This is a genomic window from Sphingomonas sp. CFBP 13728, from assembly GCF_014841895.1.
Classification (GTDB): domain Bacteria; phylum Pseudomonadota; class Alphaproteobacteria; order Sphingomonadales; family Sphingomonadaceae; genus Sphingomonas.
The window spans coordinates 73,321-98,119 of record NZ_JACYUS010000002.1; the positions used below are offsets into that span (position 1 = coordinate 73,321).

Annotated in this window: 20 protein-coding genes and 1 pseudogene; 14 read left to right on the forward strand and 7 right to left on the reverse strand. The window is 65.9% G+C overall.

The window, feature by feature from the left end; all coding sequences use genetic code 11:
- Positions 1–212 precede the first annotated feature (212 nt).
- The 3 genes from IFT67_RS09145 to IFT67_RS09155 all read left to right on the forward strand — a co-directional run bounded on the left by IFT67_RS09145 (position 213) and on the right by IFT67_RS09155 (position 4,684).
- On the forward strand, positions 213–2,732 hold the full coding sequence (locus IFT67_RS09145) for a penicillin-binding protein 1A (protein WP_192146726.1): 2,520 nt from the start codon (positions 213–215) through the stop codon (positions 2,730–2,732).
- Positions 2,733–2,837: 105 nt separating this feature from the next.
- Entirely contained in the window at positions 2,838–3,965 is a 1,128-nt protein-coding gene (gene prfB, locus IFT67_RS09150; protein ID WP_056051599.1) for a peptide chain release factor 2, read from the forward strand.
- 23 nt (positions 3,966–3,988) lie between these two features.
- On the forward strand, positions 3,989–4,684 hold the full coding sequence (locus IFT67_RS09155) for a class I SAM-dependent methyltransferase (RefSeq protein ID WP_192238635.1): 696 nt from the start codon (positions 3,989–3,991) through the stop codon (positions 4,682–4,684).
- A 361-nt stretch (positions 4,685–5,045) separates the two neighbouring features.
- Here the strand turns inward: IFT67_RS09155 and IFT67_RS09160 are convergent, their stop codons facing one another.
- On the reverse strand, positions 5,046–5,438 hold the full coding sequence (locus IFT67_RS09160) for a JAB domain-containing protein (RefSeq protein ID WP_342450596.1): 393 nt from the start codon (positions 5,436–5,438) through the stop codon (positions 5,046–5,048).
- Between the two features lie 85 nt (positions 5,439–5,523).
- Here IFT67_RS09160 and IFT67_RS09165 point away from each other — a divergent pair, with 85 nt between their 5' ends.
- The 8 genes and pseudogenes from IFT67_RS09165 to IFT67_RS09195 all read left to right on the forward strand — a co-directional run bounded on the left by IFT67_RS09165 (position 5,524) and on the right by IFT67_RS09195 (position 12,416).
- Positions 5,524–6,318 carry a thymidylate synthase gene (locus IFT67_RS09165; RefSeq protein WP_192146728.1) on the forward strand — a complete coding sequence of 265 codons (795 nt, stop codon included), beginning with the start codon at positions 5,524–5,526 and terminating at the stop codon, positions 6,316–6,318.
- Between the two features lie 54 nt (positions 6,319–6,372).
- Positions 6,373–6,891, forward strand: coding sequence for a hemerythrin domain-containing protein (locus IFT67_RS09170; protein WP_192146730.1), 519 nt, complete (start codon positions 6,373–6,375; stop codon positions 6,889–6,891).
- Positions 6,892–7,083: 192 nt separating this feature from the next.
- A complete protein-coding gene (locus IFT67_RS09175; protein ID WP_192146732.1) occupies positions 7,084–7,548 on the forward strand; it encodes a dihydrofolate reductase in 465 nt (154 codons plus the stop codon).
- Between the two features lie 126 nt (positions 7,549–7,674).
- A complete protein-coding gene (locus IFT67_RS09180) occupies positions 7,675–8,598 on the forward strand; it encodes a bifunctional riboflavin kinase/FAD synthetase (RefSeq protein ID WP_192146734.1) in 924 nt (307 codons plus the stop codon).
- Positions 8,599–8,666: 68 nt separating this feature from the next.
- On the forward strand, positions 8,667–10,068 hold a 1,402-nt coding region (locus tag IFT67_RS20580), incomplete at its 3' end, for a class I tRNA ligase family protein (protein ID WP_446740810.1).
- Position 10,069: 1 nt separating this feature from the next.
- Positions 10,070–11,514, forward strand: a pseudogene (locus tag IFT67_RS20585) (class I tRNA ligase family protein); the annotation flags it as partial.
- A complete protein-coding gene (gene lspA / locus IFT67_RS09190) occupies positions 11,507–12,010 on the forward strand; it encodes a signal peptidase II (RefSeq protein ID WP_192146736.1) in 504 nt (167 codons plus the stop codon). The pseudogene IFT67_RS20585 and the gene lspA, both read left to right, overlap by 8 nt.
- Positions 12,003–12,416 carry a DUF3035 domain-containing protein gene (locus IFT67_RS09195; RefSeq protein WP_107963220.1) on the forward strand — a complete coding sequence of 138 codons (414 nt, stop codon included), beginning with the start codon at positions 12,003–12,005 and terminating at the stop codon, positions 12,414–12,416. Before lspA ends, IFT67_RS09195 begins: the two co-directional genes overlap by 8 nt.
- Positions 12,417–12,776: 360 nt before the next feature.
- Here the strand turns inward: IFT67_RS09195 and IFT67_RS09200 are convergent, their stop codons facing one another.
- The 5 genes from IFT67_RS09200 to IFT67_RS09220 all read right to left on the reverse strand — a co-directional run bounded on the left by IFT67_RS09200 (position 12,777) and on the right by IFT67_RS09220 (position 18,111).
- Entirely contained in the window at positions 12,777–13,628 is an 852-nt protein-coding gene (locus tag IFT67_RS09200) for a TorF family putative porin (RefSeq protein ID WP_192146737.1), read from the reverse strand.
- A gap of 221 nt (positions 13,629–13,849) precedes the next feature.
- A complete protein-coding gene (gene bluB, locus IFT67_RS09205) occupies positions 13,850–14,497 on the reverse strand; it encodes a 5,6-dimethylbenzimidazole synthase (RefSeq protein WP_192146744.1) in 648 nt (215 codons plus the stop codon).
- Positions 14,498–14,515: 18 nt separating this feature from the next.
- Positions 14,516–15,712: a cystathionine beta-lyase gene (metC, locus tag IFT67_RS09210; RefSeq protein WP_192146746.1), complete on the reverse strand. Its 1,197-nt coding sequence runs from the start codon at positions 15,710–15,712 to the stop codon at positions 14,516–14,518.
- On the reverse strand, positions 15,709–16,539 hold the full coding sequence (locus IFT67_RS09215) for a sulfurtransferase (protein ID WP_192146748.1): 831 nt from the start codon (positions 16,537–16,539) through the stop codon (positions 15,709–15,711). Before IFT67_RS09215 ends, metC begins: the two co-directional genes overlap by 4 nt.
- Positions 16,540–16,563: 24 nt before the next feature.
- Positions 16,564–18,111 (reverse strand): cryptochrome/photolyase family protein, encoded by a 1,548-nt coding sequence (locus IFT67_RS09220; RefSeq protein ID WP_192146750.1) that lies wholly within the window; start codon positions 18,109–18,111, stop codon positions 16,564–16,566.
- A 164-nt stretch (positions 18,112–18,275) separates the two neighbouring features.
- On the opposite strand from IFT67_RS09220, the gene queF reads away from it, so the two are divergent.
- The 3 genes from queF to IFT67_RS09235 all read left to right on the forward strand — a co-directional run bounded on the left by queF (position 18,276) and on the right by IFT67_RS09235 (position 22,511).
- Positions 18,276–18,734, forward strand: coding sequence for a preQ(1) synthase (gene queF, locus IFT67_RS09225; RefSeq protein ID WP_056411723.1), 459 nt, complete (start codon positions 18,276–18,278; stop codon positions 18,732–18,734).
- A 158-nt stretch (positions 18,735–18,892) separates the two neighbouring features.
- The gene (locus IFT67_RS09230; protein ID WP_192146752.1) at positions 18,893–21,163 is read left to right on the forward strand and encodes a glycosyltransferase family 4 protein; all 2,271 of its coding nucleotides are present in this window, start codon (positions 18,893–18,895) and stop codon (positions 21,161–21,163) included.
- Positions 21,164–21,227: 64 nt separating this feature from the next.
- On the forward strand, positions 21,228–22,511 hold the full coding sequence (locus IFT67_RS09235) for a glycoside hydrolase family 130 protein (RefSeq protein ID WP_192146754.1): 1,284 nt from the start codon (positions 21,228–21,230) through the stop codon (positions 22,509–22,511).
- Positions 22,512–22,763: 252 nt separating this feature from the next.
- Here IFT67_RS09235 and IFT67_RS09240 read toward each other — a convergent pair whose 3' ends face one another.
- A complete protein-coding gene (locus tag IFT67_RS09240; protein WP_244647308.1) occupies positions 22,764–24,737 on the reverse strand; it encodes an OPT family oligopeptide transporter in 1,974 nt (657 codons plus the stop codon).
- Positions 24,738–24,799 lie beyond the last annotated feature (62 nt).

Genomic DNA, 24,799 nt, shown 5'->3' on the forward strand with positions numbered 1-24,799 from the left:
AACGGAGGTGAAGGCCGTTGCGCTCCGTTATTGCCACCACTCCAATTGGGCTCCGGCCTCCGCCGGGGTGGTGGACATAGGCGGGCGGACTCAGCACCGGGCGAGCTTGGAATAACAAACCTCTGCCGAACGCGTTGCGACCGCCCGCCCCCGCCCCCACCACCGAAGGCTGGCAAGCGCCCGCGAACCTGCTAGACGCTGCGGCAGTAATCATGGCGTCCGATCCCTCCCCCACCTCGACGACGGCGACAGGCCGTACCAGCGACAAGCTACGCGGCGGGTTCGCGCGCGCCTGGTCAAGCCGCTGGACCAAGGCGGCACTCGTGCTGGTGGTGCTTGGCTTCGTCGCGATCTTCGCGTTCTGGTTCGCGGTCATGCGCGACCTGCCGTCGGTCGATACGTTGCGGACGTACGAGCCGCCGCTGCCGACCAACGTCCGCGGCATCGATGGCGCGCCGATACATTCCTACGCGCGCGAACGGCGCGTGGAACTCAGCTATGCCGAATATCCGCCGCTGCTGGTGAAGGCGTTCCTCGCCGCCGAGGACAAGTCCTTCTTCGAACATCACGGCGTCGACTACCCAGGCCTCGCCGGCGCGGTGTACGATTATGCGACCAAGCTCGGCACCGGCAAGCGCGCCAAGGGCGGCTCGACGATCACGCAGCAGGTCGCGAAGAACCTGTTGATCGGCAACGCCTATTCGCCGTCGCGCAAGCTGCGCGAGGCGGTGCTGGCGTACAAGATCGAGGATACGCTGACCAAGGAGCAGATCCTCGAGCTGTACCTCAACCAGATCGCGCTCGGCCGCAACGCGTTCGGCGTCGAGGCCGCGAGCCATGCGTATTTCGACAAGGAACTCGACCAGCTCGATCTCGCACAGATGGCGTATCTTGCCATCCTGCCCAAGGGTCCGTCGAACTACGATCCGGTGCGCAACACCGAGCGCGCGATGATCCGACGCAACTATGTGCTCAACCGGATGCTCGACAACGGCTTCATCACGCGCGCGCAGCATGACCAGGCCAATGCCGAGCCGCTTGGCGCGGTGATGCGGCGGACGCCGAAATTCGAGAGCGTCGGCGGCTATTTCGTCGAGGAAGTCCGTCGCCAGCTGATGGCGAAGTTCGGCGAGAATGCGAAGGATGGTCCGTACAGCGTCTATTCGGGCGGGCTGTGGGTGCGGACGTCGTTCGACGCGAAGCTGCAGGATCTCGCGCAGCAAGCCTTGCGCGATGGTCTGGTGCGGTTCGACAGCGGGCGTGGCTGGAACGGGCCGATCCGTCATGTCGAGATCGAGGACGACAACTGGCTCCAGCCGTTGCTCAACAGCAATATCGCGCTCGATTACCGCGATTGGGTCGCGGCGATCGTGACGGGCAAGGACGGCAATGCCTGGAGCCTCGGCTTCCGCACCGGCAAGACGGGCGCGCTGCCGCGCTATGCGGCGCAGATGCCGGTGCGCGGCAAGGGCGGCAACGCGTTCGGCGCGATCAAGACGGGCGACATCATCGCGGTGGCGCCGGACGGTGGCGAATTCTCGCTGCGGGCGATCCCCAAGGTCTCGGGTGCGTTCGTCGTCGAAGAGCCGGCATCGGGCCGCGTGCTGGCGATGCAGGGCGGGTTCGATGACCGCTTGCAGGCGTTCAACCGCGCGACGCAGGCAATGCGCCAGCCGGGCTCCACCATCAAGCCGATCGTCTATTCCGCCGCGCTCGACAACGGTATGACGCCCGCGTCGATCATCGTCGACGGGCCGTTCTGCGTCTATCAGGGCGCGCGACTGGGGCAGAAATGCTTCCGCAACTTCGGCAATTCGCGCGGGTCCGGCCCGCACACGATGCGCTGGGGCATCGAGCAGTCGCGCAACCTGATGACCGTGCGCGCCGCCGCGCAGACCGGCATGCCGAAGGTCGTCGCGACGATCAAGAAGATGGGCGTCGGCGATTACGCGCCCTATCTCTCCTACGCGCTCGGCGCCGGCGAGACGACCGTCGGGCGGATGGTCAACGCGTATTCGATCCTCGCCAACAACGGCAAGGGCGGCCCGCCGTCACTGATCGACTTCGTCCAGGATCGTCACGGCAAGGTGATCTGGCCCGAGAACTGGCGGCCCTGCGATCGCTGCAACGCGCCCGACTGGGACGGCAAGCCGATGCCGCGGCCGATCACGCGCCAGCGCCAGGTGCTCGACGCGATGACCGCGTACCAGATGGTCCACATCACCGAAGGCGTCGTCCAGCGCGGCACCGCGGTGACGTTGCGCGATCTCGACCGGCCGATGTTCGGCAAGACGGGCACGAACAACGGCCCGACCGACGTGTGGTTCGTGGGCGGCACGCCGCAGTTCGTCGGTGGGCTGTACATCGGGTTCGACACGCCGAAGAACCTTGGTGGCGCGGCACAGGGCGGTACGCTCGCCGCGCCGATTTTTAAGCAGTTCGCGGTGAAGGCGTATGAGGACCTACCCAAGCTGCCGTTCCGCGCGCCGGCGGGTATCCGCATGGTACGGATCGATCGTGGTAGCGGCCGACCGGTCTATGGCACGTGGCCCGACACCAGCGATCCCAAGCCCGCGGTGATCTGGGAAGCGTTCAAGCCCGAAAGCGAACCGCGCCGGGCCGCACGACGCTCGGATGTCGCCCCCACGGCTGCTACGACAACGACTGCGGTTAAGAAGGCCGAAGCGCCGCGCGACAGCGATTTCTTGCAAAGACAAGGCGGAATCTACTAGCGCGCTTATATAGACGTTATCCCGGCGCCCGCCGGAGACCCGCCCCGCTCGCTTGGGACGGCGATCCCGGCCTCCGCTGGGACGACGGAATTTTTGGAGAATATCATGCGCGCCGAAGCGCAGGCTCACGTAGACACCATCAACGACGCGCTGGCGCTGCTGCGCCGCTTCCTCGACTGGGACCGCGCGCTGCGTCGTCTCGACGAGCTGAACGCGCGCGTCGAGGATCAGGCGCTCTGGTCCGATCCCAAGGCTGCGCAGGAGGTGATGCGCGAGCGTCGTCGTCTCGACGAGGCGATCAGCGCGACGCGCGCGATCCAGAGCGAACTGTCGGACACCGCCGAACTGATCGAGATGGCCGAGGCCGAGGGCGATACCGAGATGGAGGCGGACGGCGTTGCGTCACTCGCCGAACTCGCCGCGCGTGCCGACAAGGACAAGATCAAGGCGCTGCTGGCAGGCGAGGCCGATGCCAACGACACCTATATCGAGGTCAATGCCGGCGCCGGCGGGACCGAGAGCCAGGACTGGGCTGGCATGCTCAGCCGGATGTATTCGCGCTGGGGCGAGCGCCACGGGCTGAAGGTCGAGCTCGTCGACCAGCATTCGGGCGAGCAGGCGGGGATCAAGTCCGCGACGCTGCTGCTCAAGGGTGAGAACGCGTATGGTTACGCGAAGACCGAGAGCGGCGTGCACCGGCTCGTCCGGATCAGCCCGTACGACTCGGCGGCGCGCCGGCACACGTCGTTCGCCAGCGTCTGGGTGTACCCGGTCGTCGACGACAATATCGAGGTCGAATACAACGAGAGCGACCTGCGGATCGACACCTACCGCGCGTCGGGTGCAGGCGGCCAGCACATCAACACGACCGATTCGGCGGTGCGCATCACGCACATCCCGACCGGTATCGTCGTGCAGTGCCAGAACCAGCGCTCGCAGCACAAGAACAAGGCCGAGGCGTACAACCAGCTCCGCGCGCGTCTGTACGAGCGCGAACTGGCGATCCGCGAGACTGCGGCGAATGCCGAGAATGCCGGCAAGACCGACATCGGCTGGGGTCACCAGATCCGCAGCTACGTGCTCCAGCCGTACCAGATGGTGAAGGATCTGCGCACCGGCGTGGTGTCGACCAGCCCGTCGGACGTGCTCGACGGCGACCTCGAGATGTTCATGGCGGCGGCGCTGTCGCAGCGCGTCACCGGCGAGGCCGTCGAGGTGGAGGACGTCGATTGAGCTTGCGGGGTGCCCTTGCCCTGATGGTCCTGCCGATGCTCGCTCTGGGGGCTTGCGACGGCAGCAAGCCGCTGATCAAGCGCGAGCCGAAGGAGCCGGTGTTCCCGGCGGCGGACCGTCCGGTCGCGTCGATCGTCTCGACGCGCTGGTCGAACGAGGAAGCGCGCGATCGGCTCAACGAGGCCGGCGAGGTCATGAACAAGGGCGAGATCCGCAAGGGCATGACGGTCGCGGATATCGGCGCGGGCGAAGGCTATTACACGATCCGTCTCGCGGCGCGCGTCGGCAAGGACGGACGCGTGCTCGCGGAGGACATCATCCCGGCGGTGCGCGACCAGCTCGCGGAACGCGTCGCGCGCGAGGACCTGGCGAACGTCAGCGTGAAGCTGGGCGAGGCGAACGACCCCAAGCTGCCCGAGGCGAGCTTCGACCGGGTGCTGATGGTGCACATGTATCACGAGATCGAGCAGCCCTACGAGTTCCTGTGGCGGTTGCGGCCGTCGCTGAAACCCGACGGGCTGGTTGTCGTGGTCGACGCGAACCGCCCGACGCAGAACCACGGCACGCCGCCGGCGCTGCTGAAGTGCGAGTTCGCGGCGGTCGGGTATACGCAGGTGGATACCGACGACATGCCCTCCGCCGGGGGCTACATCGCGACGTTCCGCGCGACCGGGCCACGGCCGGCGCCTGAGGCGATCCGGGCGTGCCGGCTGGGGTGACATCGGGTTCTCATTCCTAACCGATCCAGATGCCCCACCCCGGCGGAGGCCGGGGCCCAATTGGAAAGGTCGCAGTAACCGCGAACTGCGCTTCGTTGGCGACGTCCCCCAATTGGGCCCCGGCCTTCGCCGGGGTGGTGTGTTTGGGGCAAACACTCCTCACACCACGCCATTCCCGCAGAGTTGTGGACCTGTCGCCCGCAGTCCGACGACAGCCCACGCTTCCTTGTTCTCCCGCGAAGGCGGAAGCCCAGGCTGGGTCCCCGCCTTCGCGGGGAAACAACCTTTTCTGTCGTCATCTGGGAGACGGCCCCATCTCGCTGATGCTAGCTACAGGTTCGGTAAGAATCGATGCGACAAGTCAGACGATCCCCATCGCGCGCAAACTCGTCACCTCGTTCCCCGCAATTACCAGGTGATCGAGCAACACCACCTCCAACGTCCGCAACCCAGCCGCCAGCGCCCGCGTGAACGCCACGTCTCGCTCGCTTGGCGTCGCATCCCCGCTCGGATGGTTGTGCGCGATGATCACCCCGTGAGCGCCGAACGCCAGCGCATCCACCGCGACTGTCCGGATCGAGATCGTCACTTGATCCCGCCCCCCGACGACATGCCGCATCCCGAGAAGCCTCCGATCCGGATCAAGATACGCGACCGCCACCGTCTCTACCGTGGCATCACGCAAGCTGGCGAAGAGCGCGCTAGCCGCGGCAAGGTCGGCGATACGACACGAAGGCACGGACGGCAGCGGCACATACCCGCCTGCCCCGCGACACCAGCCACCGCACGCGCAACTACATCCGCTTGAGCCCCCGCCCCCGCGCCGCTACGCCCCCAGCATGCGCCAATATCTAGACCTCATGGACCGCGTGCTCTCGACCGGCGTCGAGACGATGGACCGCACCGGCACCGGCACGCTCAGCGCGTTCGGCGCGCAGATGCGCTTCGACCTCGCGCAGGGCTTCCCCGTGCTCACCACCAAGAAGCTCCACCTCCGCTCGATCATCGTCGAGCTGCTGTGGTTCCTCCGCGGCGACACCAACGTCCGCTGGCTACAGGACCGGAAAGTCGCGATCTGGGATGAGTGGGCGAACGAGAATGGCGATCTCGGCCCGGTCTACGGCAAGCAATGGCGCGACTGGGTCGCCGCGGACGGTCGCCATATCGACCAGATCGCCGAGCTGATCGCGCAGATCAGGACCAACCCCGCCTCGCGCCGCCAGATCGTCAGCGCGTGGAATCCGGGCGACCTCCACGCGATGGCGCTCGCGCCGTGCCACTGCCTGTTCCAGACGCACGTCGCCAACGGCAAGCTCTCGCTCCAGCTCTACCAGCGCTCGGGCGACATCTTCCTTGGCGTCCCGTTCAACATCGCCAGCTACGCGCTGCTGACGCACATCCTCGCGCAGCAATGCGGGCTCGAGGTCGGCGAGTTCATCTGGACCGGCGGCGATTGCCACCTCTATTCGAACCACCTGGAGCAGGCGCAACTGCAACTGACGCGGTCGCCGGGGCCTCTCCCGCGCCTTGAGATTCTCCGGAAGCCGGCTTCGATCGACGCGTACGAGTATGAGGATTTCGTCCTCCACGACTACGTCGCGCAAGCGCATATCAAGGCGCCCGTCGCGGTCTGAACAGAGAGCGAATCGCAATAGGAACCCCGGGCAACGCACGCGGTTCTGATGCGCATGGATATCACACAGCTCATTCTCGACGAACACGCGCAGCAGCGCGCATTGTTCGCCCAGATCGATTCGATCGACGCCAAGGACACCGAGGCGCTGTCGGCGCTCTGGACCCGCCTCAAGAACCTGCTCGACGCGCACGCCGAGGCTGAAGAGCGCTTCTTCTATCCGCGGCTGATGAAGATCGGCACCGGCGGCAATGACGCCGAGTCCGCCGCCGAGGAGACCGAGGACGCGATCGAGGATCACAACGACATCCGCGACACCGGCGAAGCGGTCGACAAGCACCCGGTCGGCTCGGACGCGTGGTTCGAGGCGGTTGGCGAGTGCAACAAGGCGAACAGTGACCATCTGGCGGAGGAAGAACGCCAGGGCCTGACCGATTTCCGCAAGCACGCAACGCTGGAAGAGCGGCATGAACTGGGCGTGCGGTTCGCGGCGTTCGAGGCGAACCATCTGAACGGGGTGAAGGTCGTCGACAAGGACCCCGAGGCGTATGTGAAGGAACACGCGCCGGGCTAAGTCGCGCCACCACCTTACTACCACCCCGGCGAAGGCCGGGGCCCAATTGGCAAGGCCGGAGTAACGGAGCGCAACGTTCATCAACGACGTTCCCCAATTGGGCCCCGGCCTTCGCCGGGGTGGAGTCAACGGCGAGGTGCCGACGTAAACGGGAGAGTAGCTCTCCGCCCCCCAATCCGGCATGACCGCCACATGATCACCTTCTACCTCGCCCGCGCCAGCAACGGCGTCATCGGCCGCGACGGGCAACTCCCCTGGCGTCTCCCTGCCGACCTGAAGCGTTTCAAGGCGCTCACGATGGGCAAGCCGATGGTAATGGGCCGGAAAACGTTCGAGAGCTTCCCGAGCCCCCTCCCCGGTCGCCGCCATATCGTCCTGACGCGTGGCGACTGGAGCGCGAAAGGTGCCGAGGTAGCCAATTCGGTTGACGAAGCGCTCGCAATGGCGGGCGAAGAGGTTGCGGTAATCGGCGGCGCGCAGATCTACGCTCAGTTCCTTCCTCATGCGGATTGCATCGAACTGACCGAAGTCCATGCCGAGCCCGAAGGCGACGCGACGGTTCCCGCGTTCGATGGCTGGGGGGAAATCGGCCGCGAAGACCACCCCGCCTTAGACGACCGCCCGGCCTATAGTTTCGTCACGCTAACTCGCCGCTGAGCTGTTCTCCCGCGAAGGCGGGAGCCCAGACTGGACTCCCGCCTTCGCGGGAGAACAAGACAGTGCGGGGCAACAAGGTTACGGAAGGACTATCGCCTTTCGCGACGGCTGGTTACTGACCCGCGCATGCAACGTCTCGACGGCGGTGCGGTGCTCCCGTCGTATCTGGCGAACGGGATCGTCGCGCTGGGGAATTTCGATGGATTTCACCTCGGTCACCAGGCGGTGGTCGCGCGCGCGGTCGCCTGGGCGCGTGCCGAGGGGCGTCCGGCGCTGGTCGCGACGTTCGATCCGCATCCGGTCCGCCATTTCCGCCCCGATACCGCGCCGTTCCGCCTGACCACGCTCGATCAACGCCTGGAGCTTTTCAAGAAAGCCGGCGCCGATGCGATGGTCGTGTTCAATTTCGACGGCGATCTCGCCGCGCTGACCGCCGAGCGCTTCATCACCGAGCGGCTCGAACGCAACCTCCGCGTCGCGGGCGTCGTCACCGGCGAGGACTTCACCTTCGGCAAGGGCAAGGCCGGCACCGTCCGCACGCTCGCCTCGCGCGGCCCCGCGCACGGATTTCGCGCGGAAACGGTGAGCGCGATCGAGCTGGAGGGCGAGACCGTCTCGTCCACCCGCATCCGCGATGCACTGCGCGCTGGCGACATGGCCACCGCCACCCGCCTGCTGACGCGCCCGTTCGCGATCCAGGGTTTCGTCCAGCACGGCGACAAGGTCGGCCGCACGATCGGCTATCCGACCGCCAATCTCGACATGGGCAATTACCTGCGCCCCGCCTACGGGATCTACGCGGTGACCGGGCGGCTGGAGGACGGTCGCGTGCTCAAGGGCGCCGCGAACCTCGGCATCCGCCCGAGCTTCGATCCGCCCAAGGAACTGCTCGAGCCGCATTTCTTCGATTTCGGCGAAGACCTGTACGGCCAGCGGATCGAGGTTTCGCTGATCGAGTATCTCCGCCCCGAGGCCAAGTTCGCCAACCTCAATGCGCTCATCACGCAGATGGACGCCGACTGCGCGCGCGCGCGGACGATCCTGGCATAACCGCGCCCCTCTCCGCGAGGGAGAGGGATGGCAACGTGAGCCGCTACCGGCTACAGCCCGGCCCACTTATGACCGATACTCCTGCGCCCGCCCGCGATTACCGCGATACCGTCTTCCTGCCGAAGACCGACTTCCCGATGAAGGCGGGCCTCGCCGCCAAGGAGCCGGCGATCCTGGAGCGCTGGGCCAAGCTCGGTATCTACGACCGGCTGCGCGAACAGCGGCTCGGGCGCGAGCGGTTCATCCTGCATGACGGCCCGCCGTACGCGAACGGCGACATCCACATGGGCCACGCGATGAACAAGGTCCTGAAGGACATCATCGTCCGCTCGCAGTCGCTGATGGGCAAGGACGCGCCCTACGTGCCCGGCTGGGACTGCCACGGCCTGCCGATCGAGTGGAAGGTCGAGGAAGCGTATCGCGCGAAGAAGCTCAACAAGGACGACGTCCCCGTCGACCAGTTCCGCGCAGAATGCCGCGCCTATGCCGAGAAATGGGTGGCGGTGCAGAAGGCCGAGTTCGAACGGCTCGGCGTGATGGGCGACTGGGCCGATCCGTATCTGACGATGAAGTACGAGGCCGAGGCCACGATCGTCGGCGAACTGCTCAAGTTCGCCGAGAGCGGCCAGCTGTACCGCGGCGCCAAGCCGGTGATGTGGTCGCCGGTCGAGAAGACCGCGCTCGCCGAGGCCGAGGTCGAGTATGAGGACATCGTCTCCACGCAGATCGACGTCGCGTTCGAGATCGTGGAAGCCCCGAACGCGCCCGAACTGGTTGGCGCGCATGCGGTGATCTGGACGACCACGCCGTGGACGATCCCGGTGAACCAGGCGCTGAGCTATGGGCCTGAGATCATCTACCTTGTCGTTGAGCCGATGTATGATGCTGAAAGGGGTAGTCGACCTCGCCAGCTACTGATCGCTGATGTTTTGTTGGAGAGCGTTCGCGCGCGTCTCGGTTTTACAAGCGAGCACGTAAAAGGAACCTGCAAGGGCTCGGACCTCGCCGACGCAACCGCACGCCACCCAATGCACGCGCTCGGCGGGTTCTTCGCGAAGCCTCGGCCGTTCCTCCCCGGCGAGTTTGTCACGACCGACGCCGGCACCGGGCTCGTCCACATGGCGCCCGACCACGGCGAGGACGATTTCGAACTCTGCAAGCAATACGGCATCGACCCGGTCTTCGCGATCGACGGCGCGGGGATGTACCGCGCCGACTGGGCATGGCTCGGTGGCCAGGGCAGCGTCATCAACAAGAAGTTCGTAAGCGCGGACGGCCCGATCTGCACCGACCTGCGCGAGGCCGGCGCGTTGCTGGCGGCGAGCGACGACTTCAAGCACAGCTACCCGCATTCGTGGCGCTCGAAGGCGAAAGTGATCTTCCGCGCGACCCCGCAATGGTTCATCCCGATGGACTCGTCTTCTGCTCCCTCTCCCCTCCGGGGAGAGGGTCGGGGTGAGGGGCAGCCCANGTAACGGCGCCACTCTCCGCGAGATCGCGCTCGACGCGATCGCGGCCACCACCTGGATCCCCGCGCGCGCGGAAAACCGGATCACGTCGATGGTGCAAGGCCGCCCCGACTGGGTCATCTCGCGCCAGCGCGCCTGGGGCGTGCCGATCGCGCTGTTCGTCGACCGCACCACCGGCCAGTACCTCAACGACCCCGCCGTGAACGCCCGCATCGTCGAAGCCTTCCGCGAAAACGGCGCGGACGCGTGGTATGCCGACGGCCACCAGGCGTTGCTCGGCCCCGACTACGACCTCGCCGACTATGAGGTCGTGAAGGACATCCTCGACGTCTGGTTCGACTCGGGCTGCACGCACGTCTTCACCGTCGAGGCACGCTACGGCGAAGGCACCCGCGCGAACCTGTATCTCGAAGGTTCGGACCAGCATCGCGGTTGGTTCCAGTCGTCGCTGCTCGAAAGCTGCGGCACGCGCGGTCGCGCCCCCTATGACGCGGTCCTCACCCACGGCTTCGCGCTCGACGGCCAGGGCCGGAAGATGTCGAAGTCGCTCGGCAACGTCGTCGATCCGCTCAAGATCATCGGCGAGTCCGGCGCCGACATCCTGCGCATGTGGGTCGCCTCGACCGACTATTTCGACGACGTGAAAATCGGCAAGGAGGTGCTCGCCACCGCTTCCGACGCGTATCGGAAGCTGCGCAACACGTTCCGCTACATGCTCGGCGCGCTCGAAGGCTTCGACGACTCGGAGCGCGTCGCCGTGTCCGAAATGCCCGAGTTGGAGCGCTACGTGCTCCACCGCCTCGGCATGATCGACACCGAACTGCGCCAGGCGGCCGAAGCGTACGAGTTCAACCGCTACACCCGCCTGCTGACCGACTTCGCGAACGAGGACCTGTCCGCGTTCTTCTTCGATATCCGCAAGGACTCGCTCTACTGCGACGCGCCGAGCGACATCAAGCGTCGGTCGTACCGCACCGTCCTCGACGTGCTGTTCCACGCGCTCGTCCGCTATGCGGCACCGGTGCTCTGCTTCACCGCGGAAGAAGTGTGGCAGTCGCGCTTCCCCAACGACGACAGCTCGGTGCACTACCTCGAATGGCCGTCGCTGCCCGAGGTGGAAGATGGTGTCGAGGTCGGGAAGAAGTGGACGCAAATCCGCGCCCTTCGCGAAACGGTTACCGAAGCCATCGAACCCATGCGGCGCGAAAAGACCGTGCGTTCGAGTTTGGAGGCAGAGGTCACGATCAAATCGATGTCGCCTCTTGGGGCGACTGAAGCTGCGGAACTGGCCGAAGCGTTCATCGTTGCCAAGGTCACGCCGGGCGACGCGGTCACCGTCGCGCGCACCGACTTCCACAAATGCGGCCGCTGCTGGCGCCACCTCCCCGAGGTGACCGTCGACGGCGAGCTCTGCAACCGATGCGACGAGGTAGTGGCCGATGCGTAACCTGCCAAAGGCCGGGTTCGGCGCTGCGATCGCGCTGTTCCTCGCCGACCAGCTCAGCAAATGGGCGGTGACCAAGCCGCTCGGGATCGACTCGCTCGGCGACTCGCAGACGATCACCTCGTTCTTCGACCTGCGCTTCGTCCCCAACATCGGCATCTCGCTCGGGCTGCTTCCCGCCGACGGCCACCTGACCCGCTGGGCGCTGGTGCTGCTCACCGGCGCGATCGCGATCGGCGTCGCGGTGTGGATGACGCGCGAGAAAAACCCCGCCGACCAGGTCGCGCTCGGCTTCGTGCTCGGCGGTGCGATCGGCAATATCCTCGACCGGATCCGGCTCGGTTACGTCGTCGATTTCGCCGACCTGCATATCGGCGAGTGGCGTCCGTTTTTGGTCTTCAATGTCGCCGATGCAGCGATTACTGTCGGCGTGCTCGTCCTGCTTGTTCGGGCGCTCCTCGTGCGCGAGAAGCCCCCTGTGGAGAATTCCCATGCGTAAGTTCGTACCCCTGGCCGCCGGCCTCACATGCGTCGCGCTGCTCTCGGGTTGTGGGGCAGGCCGTAGCCTTGATCACGCACGTCCGGACGAGTTCGCCGTAGCGCGCCAGGCGCCGCTCGTGATCCCGCCCGACTTCGCACTGGTCCCGCCACAGCCCGGCGCCGCACGCCCGCAGGATACCGCCGCCAACGCGCAGACGCTCGACGCGCTGTTCGGTGGTACTGCGCCGCGTAGTGCTGCCGAGACGGGTGTCGTCAACGATGCCGGCGCAGACAGCGACGATCCCGGCATCCGGTCGAGCGTCGGCGATCCCGGCACGACCGTGGTCGACAAGGGCTCGACGACGCGCGACATCGTCGCAGCACCAGAGGGCGACGGCCAGGACGCACGCACGACCGCGAACTGATCCGGGTTTTCCCGAAACACGAAAAAGGGCGGCTCCTCGCGGGGCCGCCCTTTTTCGTGTCTGCCCGCCGCGCTCGTCATCCCAGCGAAAGCTGGGATCTTGTCGTATGGCGAACGTCGCCCGCCTCGAGAAATACCCCAGCTTTCGCTGGGGTGACGGCTTGGGGGATGGGAGATGCGGCAACCTCGACGCTCCCCTCCTTGTTCTCCCGCGAAGAGTTTCCCTTCAAAGTATTACTTTGAAGGGGGCCCGAAGGCGGGAGCCCAGTCTGGGTCCCCGCCTTCGCGGGGAAACAACCTTCGGTAGCGCCGTCCTCTCCCTCCCTTTGTCGGTGAAAGGTAGGGGAAGGACGGTTTCAGTTCAGAACGCTGCGGTCAGCGACACCAGCACCTTGCCGTTGGCGATCGAGCCATTGCCGTCCTGCCCGCGGCTGAAGCTCGGCTGGAGATACGCCGACTCGCCCTTGCCGATGTCGGTATCGACATACGCCACGCCGAGCGTCAGCGGCGTCGTCGGGATCACGTAATCCGCGCCGAGCAGCCAGTCCCAATACTCGCCGGTCGGCGACACGCTCGTCGCGAACGGCCCGAGGCCCTTGTTGCCGCGCGAATAGCCGACATGCGCCTTCACGGTCACGCCGGTCGTCGGGATCCCGCTGCTGACGTCGCCCCAGAGATAGAGGTTGTCGTCCTTCGCATTGACGCGGTCGTATACGCCGGCCGCCGCCGACGCACCGTTGGTATACCACGGCCCCAGCGCCTGCTGCTTGGGCGCATAGGCCACGCCCGCGAGCAACGCTACCGGGCCGACGGTGCCCGACAGCTTGGCATAGGGCTCGATGAAGTCGGTGTTGTTGAAGCCGCTCGGGTACATGTACCAGGTCGCGCCGACGTCGAGTGCGCCGCCGCCGACCGGCACCTTGTAGCCCGCGATGAGATCGAGCTCCATGTTGGCGCCGCCGAACGTGCCCCAGCCTGCGAGGTTGGAACCCCAGGTGCCGATATACAGCCCGCTCTTGTGCGTGATCGTGATGCCGCCCTGGACGGCGAGGTTCTCGTCCGACTGCGACACGCCGCGGAAGCGATAGTCGCTGACGAGCCCGACCGCGCCGCTGACCGTGACCTCCTTGGGAGGTGCGGTGTCGTCCTGCGCGAACGCTGGCGTTGCGGCAGCCAAAGCAATGCCGCCGAGAAGAAGTGTGGTGAAGCGCATCGTTTCCCTTTCGATACCGGAAGTCGATGTCCGCCCTGCATCCGTGGACGCCGCATCTTGCGGGGCCAAACCCCAGTGCGGTCTTTCCAACGGTGACACCGCGATGACAGTCCATGGTGCGTTGCACAAGCGAATCTTGCGTACAATCGGGCTTTGACAGCACGCATGTTGCGCAACCGCCACAGTGCCGCCGGACGGTTGAAGCGGGTATCTGGCGTGCCTCAGCGCACCACGATATTGATCGAACGCCGTTTTTCCCAGCCTTCGCGCTCCAGTTCCGGGGTAATCGCCTCGATTTCCGGATATCCGACGCAAAGATAGGCCACGAGCTGCCATGTCTCGGGGATTTCGAGGACCTCGCGGATGCGGGAGGGGTCCAGGATCGAGACCCAGCCAAGGCCGATTCCGTGCGCGCGCGCTGCCAGCCACAGCGTGTGGACCGCGATGACGGCGGAATACGCCACGCTCTCGGGCATGGTCCGGCGGCCGAGACCGTGGCCCTGCGCCGGATCGGGTTCGACGAACACCGCGACATGACACGGTGCCTGTTCGAGCCCCGCGAGCTTGAGCCGCGCGTAGTTGGCCACCCGCGTCTCGTCCTGCGTCGCCAGCGCCACTGCATTGCACGCCTCGAAATCGGCCCGGACCGCGACGCGGCGTGCAGGGTCGTCAACCGTGACGAACCGCCACGGCTGGCTGAGTCCGACAGACGGGGCGGTGTTCGCCGTCGCCAGCAACCGGTCAAGTAGCCCGTCCGGCAACGCATCGCGCCGAAACCGCCGGACGTCTCGACGCCAGCGGAACAGCGCGTCCAGCTCGGCCTGGAACGCGGGGCCGAAGATGGGTGCGTCGGCCTCCCGCGCGGACACGCCTCGATCGGAAATCGTCTAGACCTTTGCGGCAGAGAAGGCGGCGAGCCCGGCTTCGAGATCGGCGATCAGGTCGGCGGGGTCTTCGAGGCCGATCTGGAGGCGGACCATCGGGCCCGCGGCTTCGCGCTTGGTGACGCTACGGTGGCGCTGCGGGTCGGCGGGGATGGCGAGGCTTTCGAAGCCGCCCCAGCTGTAGCCTATGCCGAACAGCTGGAGTGCATCGATCAGCGCGGCGCGCGATGCCTCGTCGCCGCCGTTGAGGACGAACGAGAACAGGCCGCTGGAGCCCTTGAAGTCGCGGACGAACAGGTCGTGGCCGGGGCAATCGGGAAGCGCGGGATGGAGGACCTGTGCGACTTCGGGACGGCTTTGCAGCCACTTGGCGATGGTCAGCGCGCTCGACTGGTGCTGCGCGAGGCGGACCGCCATCGTGCGCAAGCCCCGGCTGCCAAGCCAGCAATCGTCGGGGCTGGCGACCTGGCCGAGCTGGAAACTCGTCTCGCGCAATTTCTTGAAATGACCGGGCCCGGCGGTGACCGAGCCGAGCATGACGTCCGAATGGCCGACGACGTATTTCGTGCCGGCTAGGATCGTCAGGTCGACGCCGCGCTCGATCGCGGGGAAGAACAACGGGGTGGCCCAGGTGTTGTCGAGCAGGGTGGTTACGCCCCTCGCCTTCGCCGCGGCGACGATCGCGGGGACGTCCTGCACCTCGAAGCTCAGCGAACCGGGGCTTTCCATGAAGATCGCCCGCGTCTTGTTGCCAATCAGGTCAGCGATGCCCGCGCCGATCATCGGGTCGTAATAGCGCGTGGTGATGCCGAACCGCTTGAGCAGCCCGCCTGCCATGCCGCGCGTCGGGTCGTAAGCGCTGTCGACCAGCAACAGTTCGTCGCCGGGCGACAACACCGAGAGCAACGCCGCCGCGATCGCCGCGACACCTGAGCAGTAGAGGAAAGTTCCCTCCGCACCGGGCTCAAGCGAGGTCAGCGCGTCGGCGAGGCTCCACTGCGTCGGCGTGCCCTTGCGCCCGTAGAACAGCCGGTGATGCGTATCGCGCGTGGCGCTTTCGCGGAGATGGCCGACCGAATCATAAAGGATGGTCGAGGCGCGCCAGACCGGCGGGCTGACGATACCTTGAGTCCATTCCGGGCGACGACCGGCGAGGACGACCTTGGTCGCGTCGCCGACCGGCTTGTTCGTGTCGCTCATACTGTGCCTGTCGCCTTGGGTGTCTCGGGATCGCCGCCCCATTCGGACCAGCTGCCGTCGTACAGCGCCGCGTCGTTGCCGAGCAGGTGCGCGCCGAACGCAAGGACCGACGCGGTGATGCCCGAGCCGCAGGTCATCACGATAGGCTTCGCCAGGTCGACGCCCGCCTTGTCGAACTCGGCCTTCAGTGCGTCGCCGGTCTTCCACGTGCCGTCGGCGTTGAACACCGCGCCTTGCGGCAGGTTTTTCGAGCCCGGAATATGCCCCGGTGCGGTGCCCGGCCGCGGGTCTTGCTCCGCACCGGTGAAGCGCGTCGCGGACCGGGCGTCGAGCACCTGCTCCGCGCCGCTTGCGACGTTCGCCTTCATCTGGTCGAGATCGCGCACGCCCTTCAGGTCCGCCCAGGTCGTGAAGTGGCGATGCCGCGGCGTTTCTTTCCCCGTCGCGATCTCGCGCCCCTCGGCCTGCCATTTGGCGAACCCGCCATCGAGGATCGCGACGTTATGCGCGCCGAACAGCCGCAGCATCCACCACGCGCGCGCCGCCGTGTGCCAGGGGGAGCTGTCATACAGCACGATCCGGCTGCCATCGCCGAGCCCCAGCGTCTGCATCCGGCTCGCGAACTTCTCCGCCGATGGCAGCGTGTTGGGGAGGTCGCTGTCGGTATCGCGCAACTCGCTGAGGTTCATGAACACTGCGCCGGGGATATGCGCCGCCTCATACTCCGCCGCCGCATCGCGTCCCTCCGCGTAGGTCGCGTCGACGATCCTGAGATCGCTCGCGCCCAGTTCGTTCGCCAGCCATTCGGTGCTTACCAACGCGTCCATATACGGCTCCTTGTGCTCGATCGGTCAGTAGCCAGCGGGGCCGCTCGCGTCGAGGGAGGCGAGGAACCCGGCCGCCTGCGCACGCGTCGCCTCGCGGTCCGCCTCGGACTGTTTCGCCCAGTTGCGATACGGCATCGCAAGCCGGTTGTTGCGCCCGAGCTTGTCCTCGTGCCGCGCGAGAAAATCCCAGTACAGCGCGTTGAACGGGCACGCATCCGGCCCGATCCGCTGCTTCACATTGTACCGGCACGTCCCGCAATAATCGGACATCCGGTCGATATACGCGCCCGACGATATATACGGCTTAGACCCCAACAAGCCGCCATCGCCGAACTGGCTCATCCCCAGCGTGTTGGGCAGCTCGACCCATTCATACGCGTCCACATACACTTCGAGGTACCATTGATGCACCTTGGCCGGATCCGCGCCGATCAGCAGCGCGAAATTGCCCGTCACCATCAGCCGCTGGATATGGTGCGCGTGCGCGGTCTCCAGCGTCTGGCCGATCGCCTCGCGCAGGCAATGCATGTCGGTCTCGCCCGTCCAGTACCAGCCGGGGAGTTCGCGGTGGTGATCGAGGAAGTTGCGCTCGACATAGTCCGGCCCCTCGCGCCAGTAGATCCCGCGCATATATTCGCGCCAGCCGATGATCTGGCGGATATAGCCCTCGACCGCGTTCAGCGGCGCGCGGCCCGCGCGATATTCCGCCTCCGCGCGCCGGCACAAATCGAGCGGATCGAGCAGCCCTGAATTGATGTAGGGCGACAGGATCGAGTGCCACAGATGCCGCTCGCCGGTGAGCATCGCATCCTCGTAGTCACCGAATTGCGCCAGCGCGTGCTTGAAGAAATTCGCCGCCTGCCGCTCGGCGTCCTTCGCGGTCACGGCGTACTCGAACCCGTCGAGACTCCCCGGATGATCCGCGAACCGCTCGGCCACCAGCGCCAGCACACCTTGCGTGATCGCGTCCGGCGCGAACACCAGCGGGCGCGGCATCAGCAAATCGTTCTTGGCGGGCTTGCGGTTCTCCTTGTCGAAGTTCCAGCGATCGCCCTCGGGCTTACCGGCGGTCATCAACAGCCCGGTGCGCGTCCGCATCTGGCGATAGAACCACTCCATCGTCAGCGACTTGCGCTCCGCCGCCCAATTCTCGAAATCGGCATGGCTGGCGAGGAAGCGGTCGTCGCTGCGGATCTCGACGGGGATGCCGAACAGCGTCTCCCAGCTTTCGAGCATCGCCATCACGCGCCATTCGCCGCCCTCGGTCACGACGATCCGCTCGGGGTCATGCCGCTCGACCGCGCGCGCGATCTCGCCGGTGAAGCTGCCCGCGTTATCGGGGTCGTCGAGCTGTGTGTATTCGACCGTCCAACCGGCCTCGCGCAGCGCCTCGGCATGATGCCGCATCGCCGAGAGGATGTACGCGATCTTGCGCTTGTGATGGCGGACATAGGTCGTCTCCTCGTCGACCTCCATCATCAGCACGATCGTGGTTTCGGGATCACAGTCCCGCAACGAGGCGAGGTCGATCGTGAGCTGGTCGCCGAGGATTGGTACGAGTGTCGTCGTCATATCAGCGCCCACTCCGTCACCCCGGACCCGTTCCGGGGTCCACCGTTCCGCACGCTCGCCGCCGGTAGAGTTCGCGGACGGGTGGATGCCGGAACAAGCCCGGCATGACGGAGGAAAGCATCACCCACTTTGCGGCATTCGAATCGCATCCTACATGGCGGCACATGACCGCTCCCCAGAACCCATTGCATCTCGGCCAGAACAGCGCCCTCCCCGCCTCTCCAGAAGAGGCCGTGCTCGATTATGTTCCGAACCCGCGGCCGGGCCGGACGTATCTGGTGCGGTTCGCGGCGCCCGAGTTCACGTCGCTGTGCCCCGTGACCGGCCAGCCCGACTTCGCACACCTCGTCATCGACTATGTCCCCGGCGAGACGATCGTCGAATCCAAGTCGCTGAAGCTCTTCCTCAGCAGCTTCCGCAACCATGCCGGGTTCCACGAGGATTGCACCGTCGGCATCGGCGAGCGCCTGTTCGACGAGATGAAACCGGTGTGGCTGCGCATCGGCGGTTACTGGTATCCGCGCGGTGGAATCCCGATCGACGTGTTCTGGCAATCGAGTGCACCGCCGCAAGATCTGTGGCTCCCGGACCAGGGAGTCGCCTCGTATCGCGGTCGCGGTTGAGGGCCCAGGACGACGACGCGAAATATCGATTTGATTTAGATTGATATTATTCCCGTGCTGCACTGCAGTATGTGATGAAACTTTATGCTACCTGAACCGTTCAAATGGATGCGCGACCGGGTTCTCCCAGAAGTGCGCGCTCAAACGAGGGACAGGGTATGGTGAAACCGGCGGACGGTGGGAATATCGCGCGACTGGCGCTGATCGGTAATTTCCTGCCGAGACAGTGTGGCATCGCCACCTTCACGACCGACGTTTTCACGGCCATGCGCGCGCGCTTCCCCGAGATCGCCGTCGACGTCTATGCGATGGACGATCACCCCGGCAAATACGACTACCCGGCTGAAGTCACCGGCACGATCCCCGAGCCCGATCTGTCGGCCTATATCGACACCGCGCGGAAGATCGAGGCCAGCGGCGCGCAGGCGATCTGGCTTCAACACGAATACGGCATCTTCGGTGGCCCGGCAGGCGAGCACATCCTCGCACTGCTCGATCGCACCACGCTGCCGGTAATCGTCACGCTGCACACGATCCTCGAAAAGCCCAATGCCGATGAGCGCCGCGTGCTCGAAGGGCTTCTGCGTCGCGCCGCCCGCGTGATCGTGATGGCCGAGCGTGGCCGCGACATCCTCCAGCGCGTCTATGGTGCGAACTCGCGCCAGATCGTCATGATCCCGCACGGCGTTCCCGATCGCGACCTGCTCGATCCCGCGACGCTGAAGGACAAGTTCGGCTGGGAAGGCCGGAAGGTCATGCTGACGTTCGGCCTGCTCGCCCCCAATAAGGGGATCGAGACGGTCATCAACGCGCTCCCCGCGGTGATCGCGAAGCATCCCGACCTGTTGTACGTCGTGCTCGGCGCGACCCACCCGAACCTCGTCGCGTACGAAGGTGAGAAGTACCGCGACAAGTTGAAGGCGCTCGCCGCCGAGAATGGTGTCGCCGACAATGTCTCGTTCGTCGACGCCTTCCTCGAGCATGGCGAACTGCTCGATTATCTCCAGGCGTCGGACGTCTACGTGACGCCGTACACCAACCCCGCGCAGATCACGTCGGGCACGCTCAGCTACGCGATCGGTGTCGGCAAGCCCGTCATCTCGACGCCGTACGTGCACGCGACCGAGATTCTCGCGGATGGCCACGGCGTGCTCGTGCCCTTCGGCGATGTCGATGCGTTCGCACGCGAGATCGATGCGCTGATGTCGAACGACCGCGATCGCAATCGTCTGGCCGAGCGCGCCTATGCGCGTGGCCGTACGATGATCTGGCCGAAGCTCGCCGAGGCGATGATGACGGAGATCCGTGCGATCGTGGCGGCGCGCCCTTTTCGCCTCGCCAAGGTGCCAGCCCCGTTGAAGCAGCTGACGCCTGATTTCGCCGCGGTGGAGCGGATGAGCGATTCGACCGGCATGCTCCAGCATTCGATCTATTCGATCCCCGATCGTCGCCACGGCTACTGCATCGACGACAATTGCCGCGCGCTGATGCTGATGAGCGCACTGCCCGATCTCGATGATGTGACGCGCGACAAGTGGATGACGATCTACGCGTCGTTCGTGCAGTATGCCTGGAACCCGGACACGCGCCGCTTCCGCAACTTCATGAACTTCGATCGCACCTGGTGCGAGGATTCGGGGTCGGAAGATTCGAACGGCCGCACGCTCTGGTCGCTCGGCGTCACCGCGCGCGATGCACAGGCCGCGAAGCACCGCGACTGGGCGACGGCGATGTTCGATTCGACCGCATCGATGGCGCTCGAACTCGGCTCCTTGCGTGCGCAGGCGTTCGCGATGCTCGGTGCGGCGGCAATGCTGGAGGCCAAGCCCGGTCACCAGCTGTCGCTGTCGATCCTCGAAGCCTTCCCCAAGGTTCATCTCGATCTGCTCGCCAAGGCGCGCCGTCCCGAGTGGCAGTGGTTCGAGATTGTCCTCGCCTACGACAATACGCGCCTCCCGCAGGCGCTGATCCGTGCAGGCCAGGCGCTCGGCCGTCAGGACCTGATCGACTGTGGCCTCGCCACGCTCGACTGGATCGTCGCCAAGCAGACCTCGCCCGAGGGTCGTTTCCGCGCGGTCGGGTCGGAGAGCTTCAACCGCCCTTACGCAGAGCCGCTGCAGTTCGACCAGCAACCGCTCGAGGCACAGGCGACCGTCGATGCGTGCGCCGCAGCGTATAACGCGACCGGCGACGTGCGCTGGCGTGACGAGGCGTTGCGCGCCTACGGCTGGTTCCTCGGCGTCAACGACCTCGACCTGCCGCTGGCGAGCGTCGCGGATGGCGGTTGCTATGACGGTTTGATGCCGACCGGGCTCAACCGAAACCAGGGTGCCGAGTCGATTTTGGCGCTCCAACTCGCAAGTTGTGCCATTTCAGGGGTATCAAAGGCAGCGCAAAGCGTGGCAGGAGCGGCGCGCGTCGTCGCCTAGCCACGCTAGAGACAGCCTGACAGGCGACGGTGCGCTGAGTGGAACGACGCGGGGCACTGCTACGATGGATCTGTTCAACCACCAGCTGCGGCTGCACGCGGACCCTTCGCGTGTCGTCGTGCGGCCGTTCCATATCGCCTGGGGCGGTCATGGCGGCGCACCGAGCCGCACCGAGCGGCTCGTCGGCGAAGTGCTGGAAATGTCGCCCGCACAGGCGCGCGCGCAGCTCGAGGTCGTGCTGAAGGATTTCGAGGCACGCCACTGGCAGACGCGGCGCGTGTTCATGACGCGCTACGACCAGATCGAGGACATGCTCGGGCTGAACGGCGCGGAGATCGGCGACGAGAAGCGCCAGTTGATCGGCGCGTATTTCTGCCACGAATACAGCTATGCCGCCGCCGCGCTGATGAACCCTAGCGCGGTGCCGCATTTCGACCAGTCGGGCATGCCGCCGGGCTCGATGCGGATCCTGATGAGCCTGCGCGCAGTCGGCGAGGGTCACATCTCGTCGGTGGCGTTCCGCGAAGGCATCATCACCTGCGAAAACCAGATGAAGCTCGCGCCGGAACCCCCGTTCGCGACGGCCACGGATGCGGTCGGCAGCGGCGAAGACGAGATGCCGATCGGCCCCGTCACCGTCTATCGTCACCGCGACAGCACGCTGAGCGGCACGGTGATCTTCCCGATCACGCAGGCGCAGTCGAAGGGCCTCGAGGATCTCCGCATCGTCCGCTTCCAGCACGAGGACGGCAATTACGAGTGGATCGGCACCTACACCGCGTATAATGGCTCGGTGATCCAGTCCGAGCTGATGCGCACCCGCGATTTCCGCGCGTTCGACCTCGTGCCGATGACCGGCCCCGCCGCGCGGAATAAAGGCATGGCCTTGTTCCCGCGGAAGGTGAACGGCCAGTACATGATGATCGGCCGGCAGGACGGCGAGAATTTGTTCCTGCTCAAGTCCGACACGCTGACCGATTGGGACGACGGCGAGAAGATCCTGACGCCCGAATATCCGTGGGAGCTGGTGCAGATCGGCAATTGCGGCCCGCCGATCGAGCTCGACGAGGGCTGGCTGCTGCTGACGCACGGCGTCGGCGCGATGCGGAAATATTCGATCGGCGCGGTGCTGCTCGACAAGGACGATCCGTCGAAGGTGATCGGCCGGACGAGCCAGCCGATCCTCGCCGCGAAGGACCAGGACCGCGAGGGGTATGTGCCCAACGTCGTCTATAGCTGCGGCGCGTTGAAGCATGGCGACACGATCTTCATGCCGTACGGGATCGCCGACAGCTCGGTGGGCTTCGCGTTCGTACCGATCAAGGACATGCTTGCTGCGATGAAGTGAAGGGGGCGTCCAGACGGACGCCATCCTTCTCCCACGCGTAAACACCGTCCCTGCGTCAGCACCACCCCGGCGAAGGCCGGGGCCCAATTGGGGGACGCAGATAACGTCGAACTGCGCTCCGTTACGACCACCTTTCCAATTGGGCCCCGGCCTCCGCCGGGGTGGTGAAATGGGCCAAGGTCCCAACACAATCTTGTTCTCCCGCGAAGGCGGGAGCCCAGTCTGGATCCCCGCCTTCGCGGGGAAACAAGCTTACCGCGAAGCCGCCATAGTCCGCCGGTACATCACCCACGTCAGCACCGCGAACAACACCGTCCCGCCAACCAGCGCCACGCTCGCAAACCCGTCCCCGACCAGCGCCAGCGGCGTCTCCTTGTTGGTCAGATACACGATCCCTGCAAAGCCAACGCCCCACAGCGACTCCCCGACGATCATGCCGGTAGCGGTCAGCACGCCCATCCGCTTCGCCAACTCAGGATCGCGAGCCCGATCCGCCCAGCGATCATACGCAAACCCGACGACCGCCCCGATCGTCACCGGCAACGTCACCGACATCGGCAGATACACGCCGAGCCCAACACCCAAAGGCGGCAACCGCAGCTTGCCCGCCTTGCCGAGCAACTCGTCGACCGCGATCACCAAAACGCCAGTCAGCGCCCCATAGCCGATCATCGCCCAGTTGAGGTTCCCCCCCAACACGCCCTTCGCGAGCGCCGAGATCAACGCCGCCTGAGGCGCCGCCAGCGCATTCGGCCCCGCCCCCGGCGCCCCTGCGAACCCCAACGTGCTCCCGAGCAAGTTCAGCACCGGCGGCACCACGATCGACCCGAACACCACGCCGATCAGCAACGCCACCTGCTGCTTCCACGGCGTCGCGCCGACCAACTGGCCCGTCTTCAGATCCTGCAAATTGTCGTTCGAGATCGTCGCGATCCCGAACACGATCCCCGTCACGATCAGCCCGTAGGCAACCAGCGCCTGCGTCGTCCCCGGCTCGACCCCGCGACCGAACCACGACACCAGCAGGATCGACGCCGCGAGGATCGCGAGGATGCCGATCCCCGACACCGGCGAATTCGATGCGCCGATCAGCCCCGCCATGTACCCGCACACCGCCGCGATCACGAGGCCGATGACGAGGATGAACACGAGGCTCCCCGCGATCAGCCCGACCGCCGACGCCTCCAGCGGCCCGCCCTGCAAGACCGTCCACAGCAGGATACCGATCGGCACCAGCATAGCCAGCGAGCCGATCCCGACGATCCCGATCGGAATGTCGCGCTCTTCGAGAGCCAGCACTTCGCCGCCACGCTTGGCCGCCGATGCCGCCAACGCCGAGCGGACGCCGCCGACCACCGGCCCGGCGATCTTGAGCAACGTCCAGATCGCCGCGACGCCGATCACGCCCGCGCCGAAGAAGCGGACGTCCGAGCGGAACACGGTGTTGGCGATCACCTCCGCGGTGCCGGTGACGCTGCCACCCGAGGTCAGGATCGGCAGCAATATCCACCAGCCGATCACCACGCCCGCGAACATCGCCATGCCGACCGAGATGCCGACCAGATGCCCCGCGCCGAGCAACGCGAACGACAGTCCGCCCGAGATCCCGGTCGCACCCGCACCGACGCGGAACCATGTCGCGGCTTCGGCGGCGGCGAGCTTGGTCTGCGTCAGGATCGCGAACCCGGCCGAGACGACCGCGTTGGCGACGATGATGCCGAGTCCGCGCGCGCTTTCCTCGCCGCCTTCGCGACTGCCCGCGCCGACTTTCAGCACTTCGGCGGCCGCGCGGCCTTCCGGATACGGCAGCACCGTGTCGACGACGAGCGCACGGCGCAGCGGCACCGAGAACAGCACGCCGAGCACGCCGCCGAACATCGTGATCGCCGCGGTGGTGAAGAACGGAAAGCCCTGCCACCAGCCGATCATCACGAGCCCCGGCAACACGAAGATGATCGCCGCGAGCGTGCCCGCGGCGGACGCAATGGTCTGGACGATGTTGTTCTCGAGGATCGTCGAATCCTTGAACAACCGCAGCACCGCCATCGAGATTACCGCGGCCGGGATCGACGTCGCGAACGTCAGCCCGATCTTGAGCCCGAGATACACGTTGGCCGCGGTGAACAGCAGCGTGATGATCCCGCCGAGCACGATCCCGCGAAACGTAAGCTCGCGCATGCTGGTCTCGGGGCCCGTGTCGGTTACGCCCCGCGTCGCGTCGGTCATGTCGTCAGCCTCAAATCAATTCGGGCGACTTGTGGCATGATGTGCGATCAGAGGAAACAGTA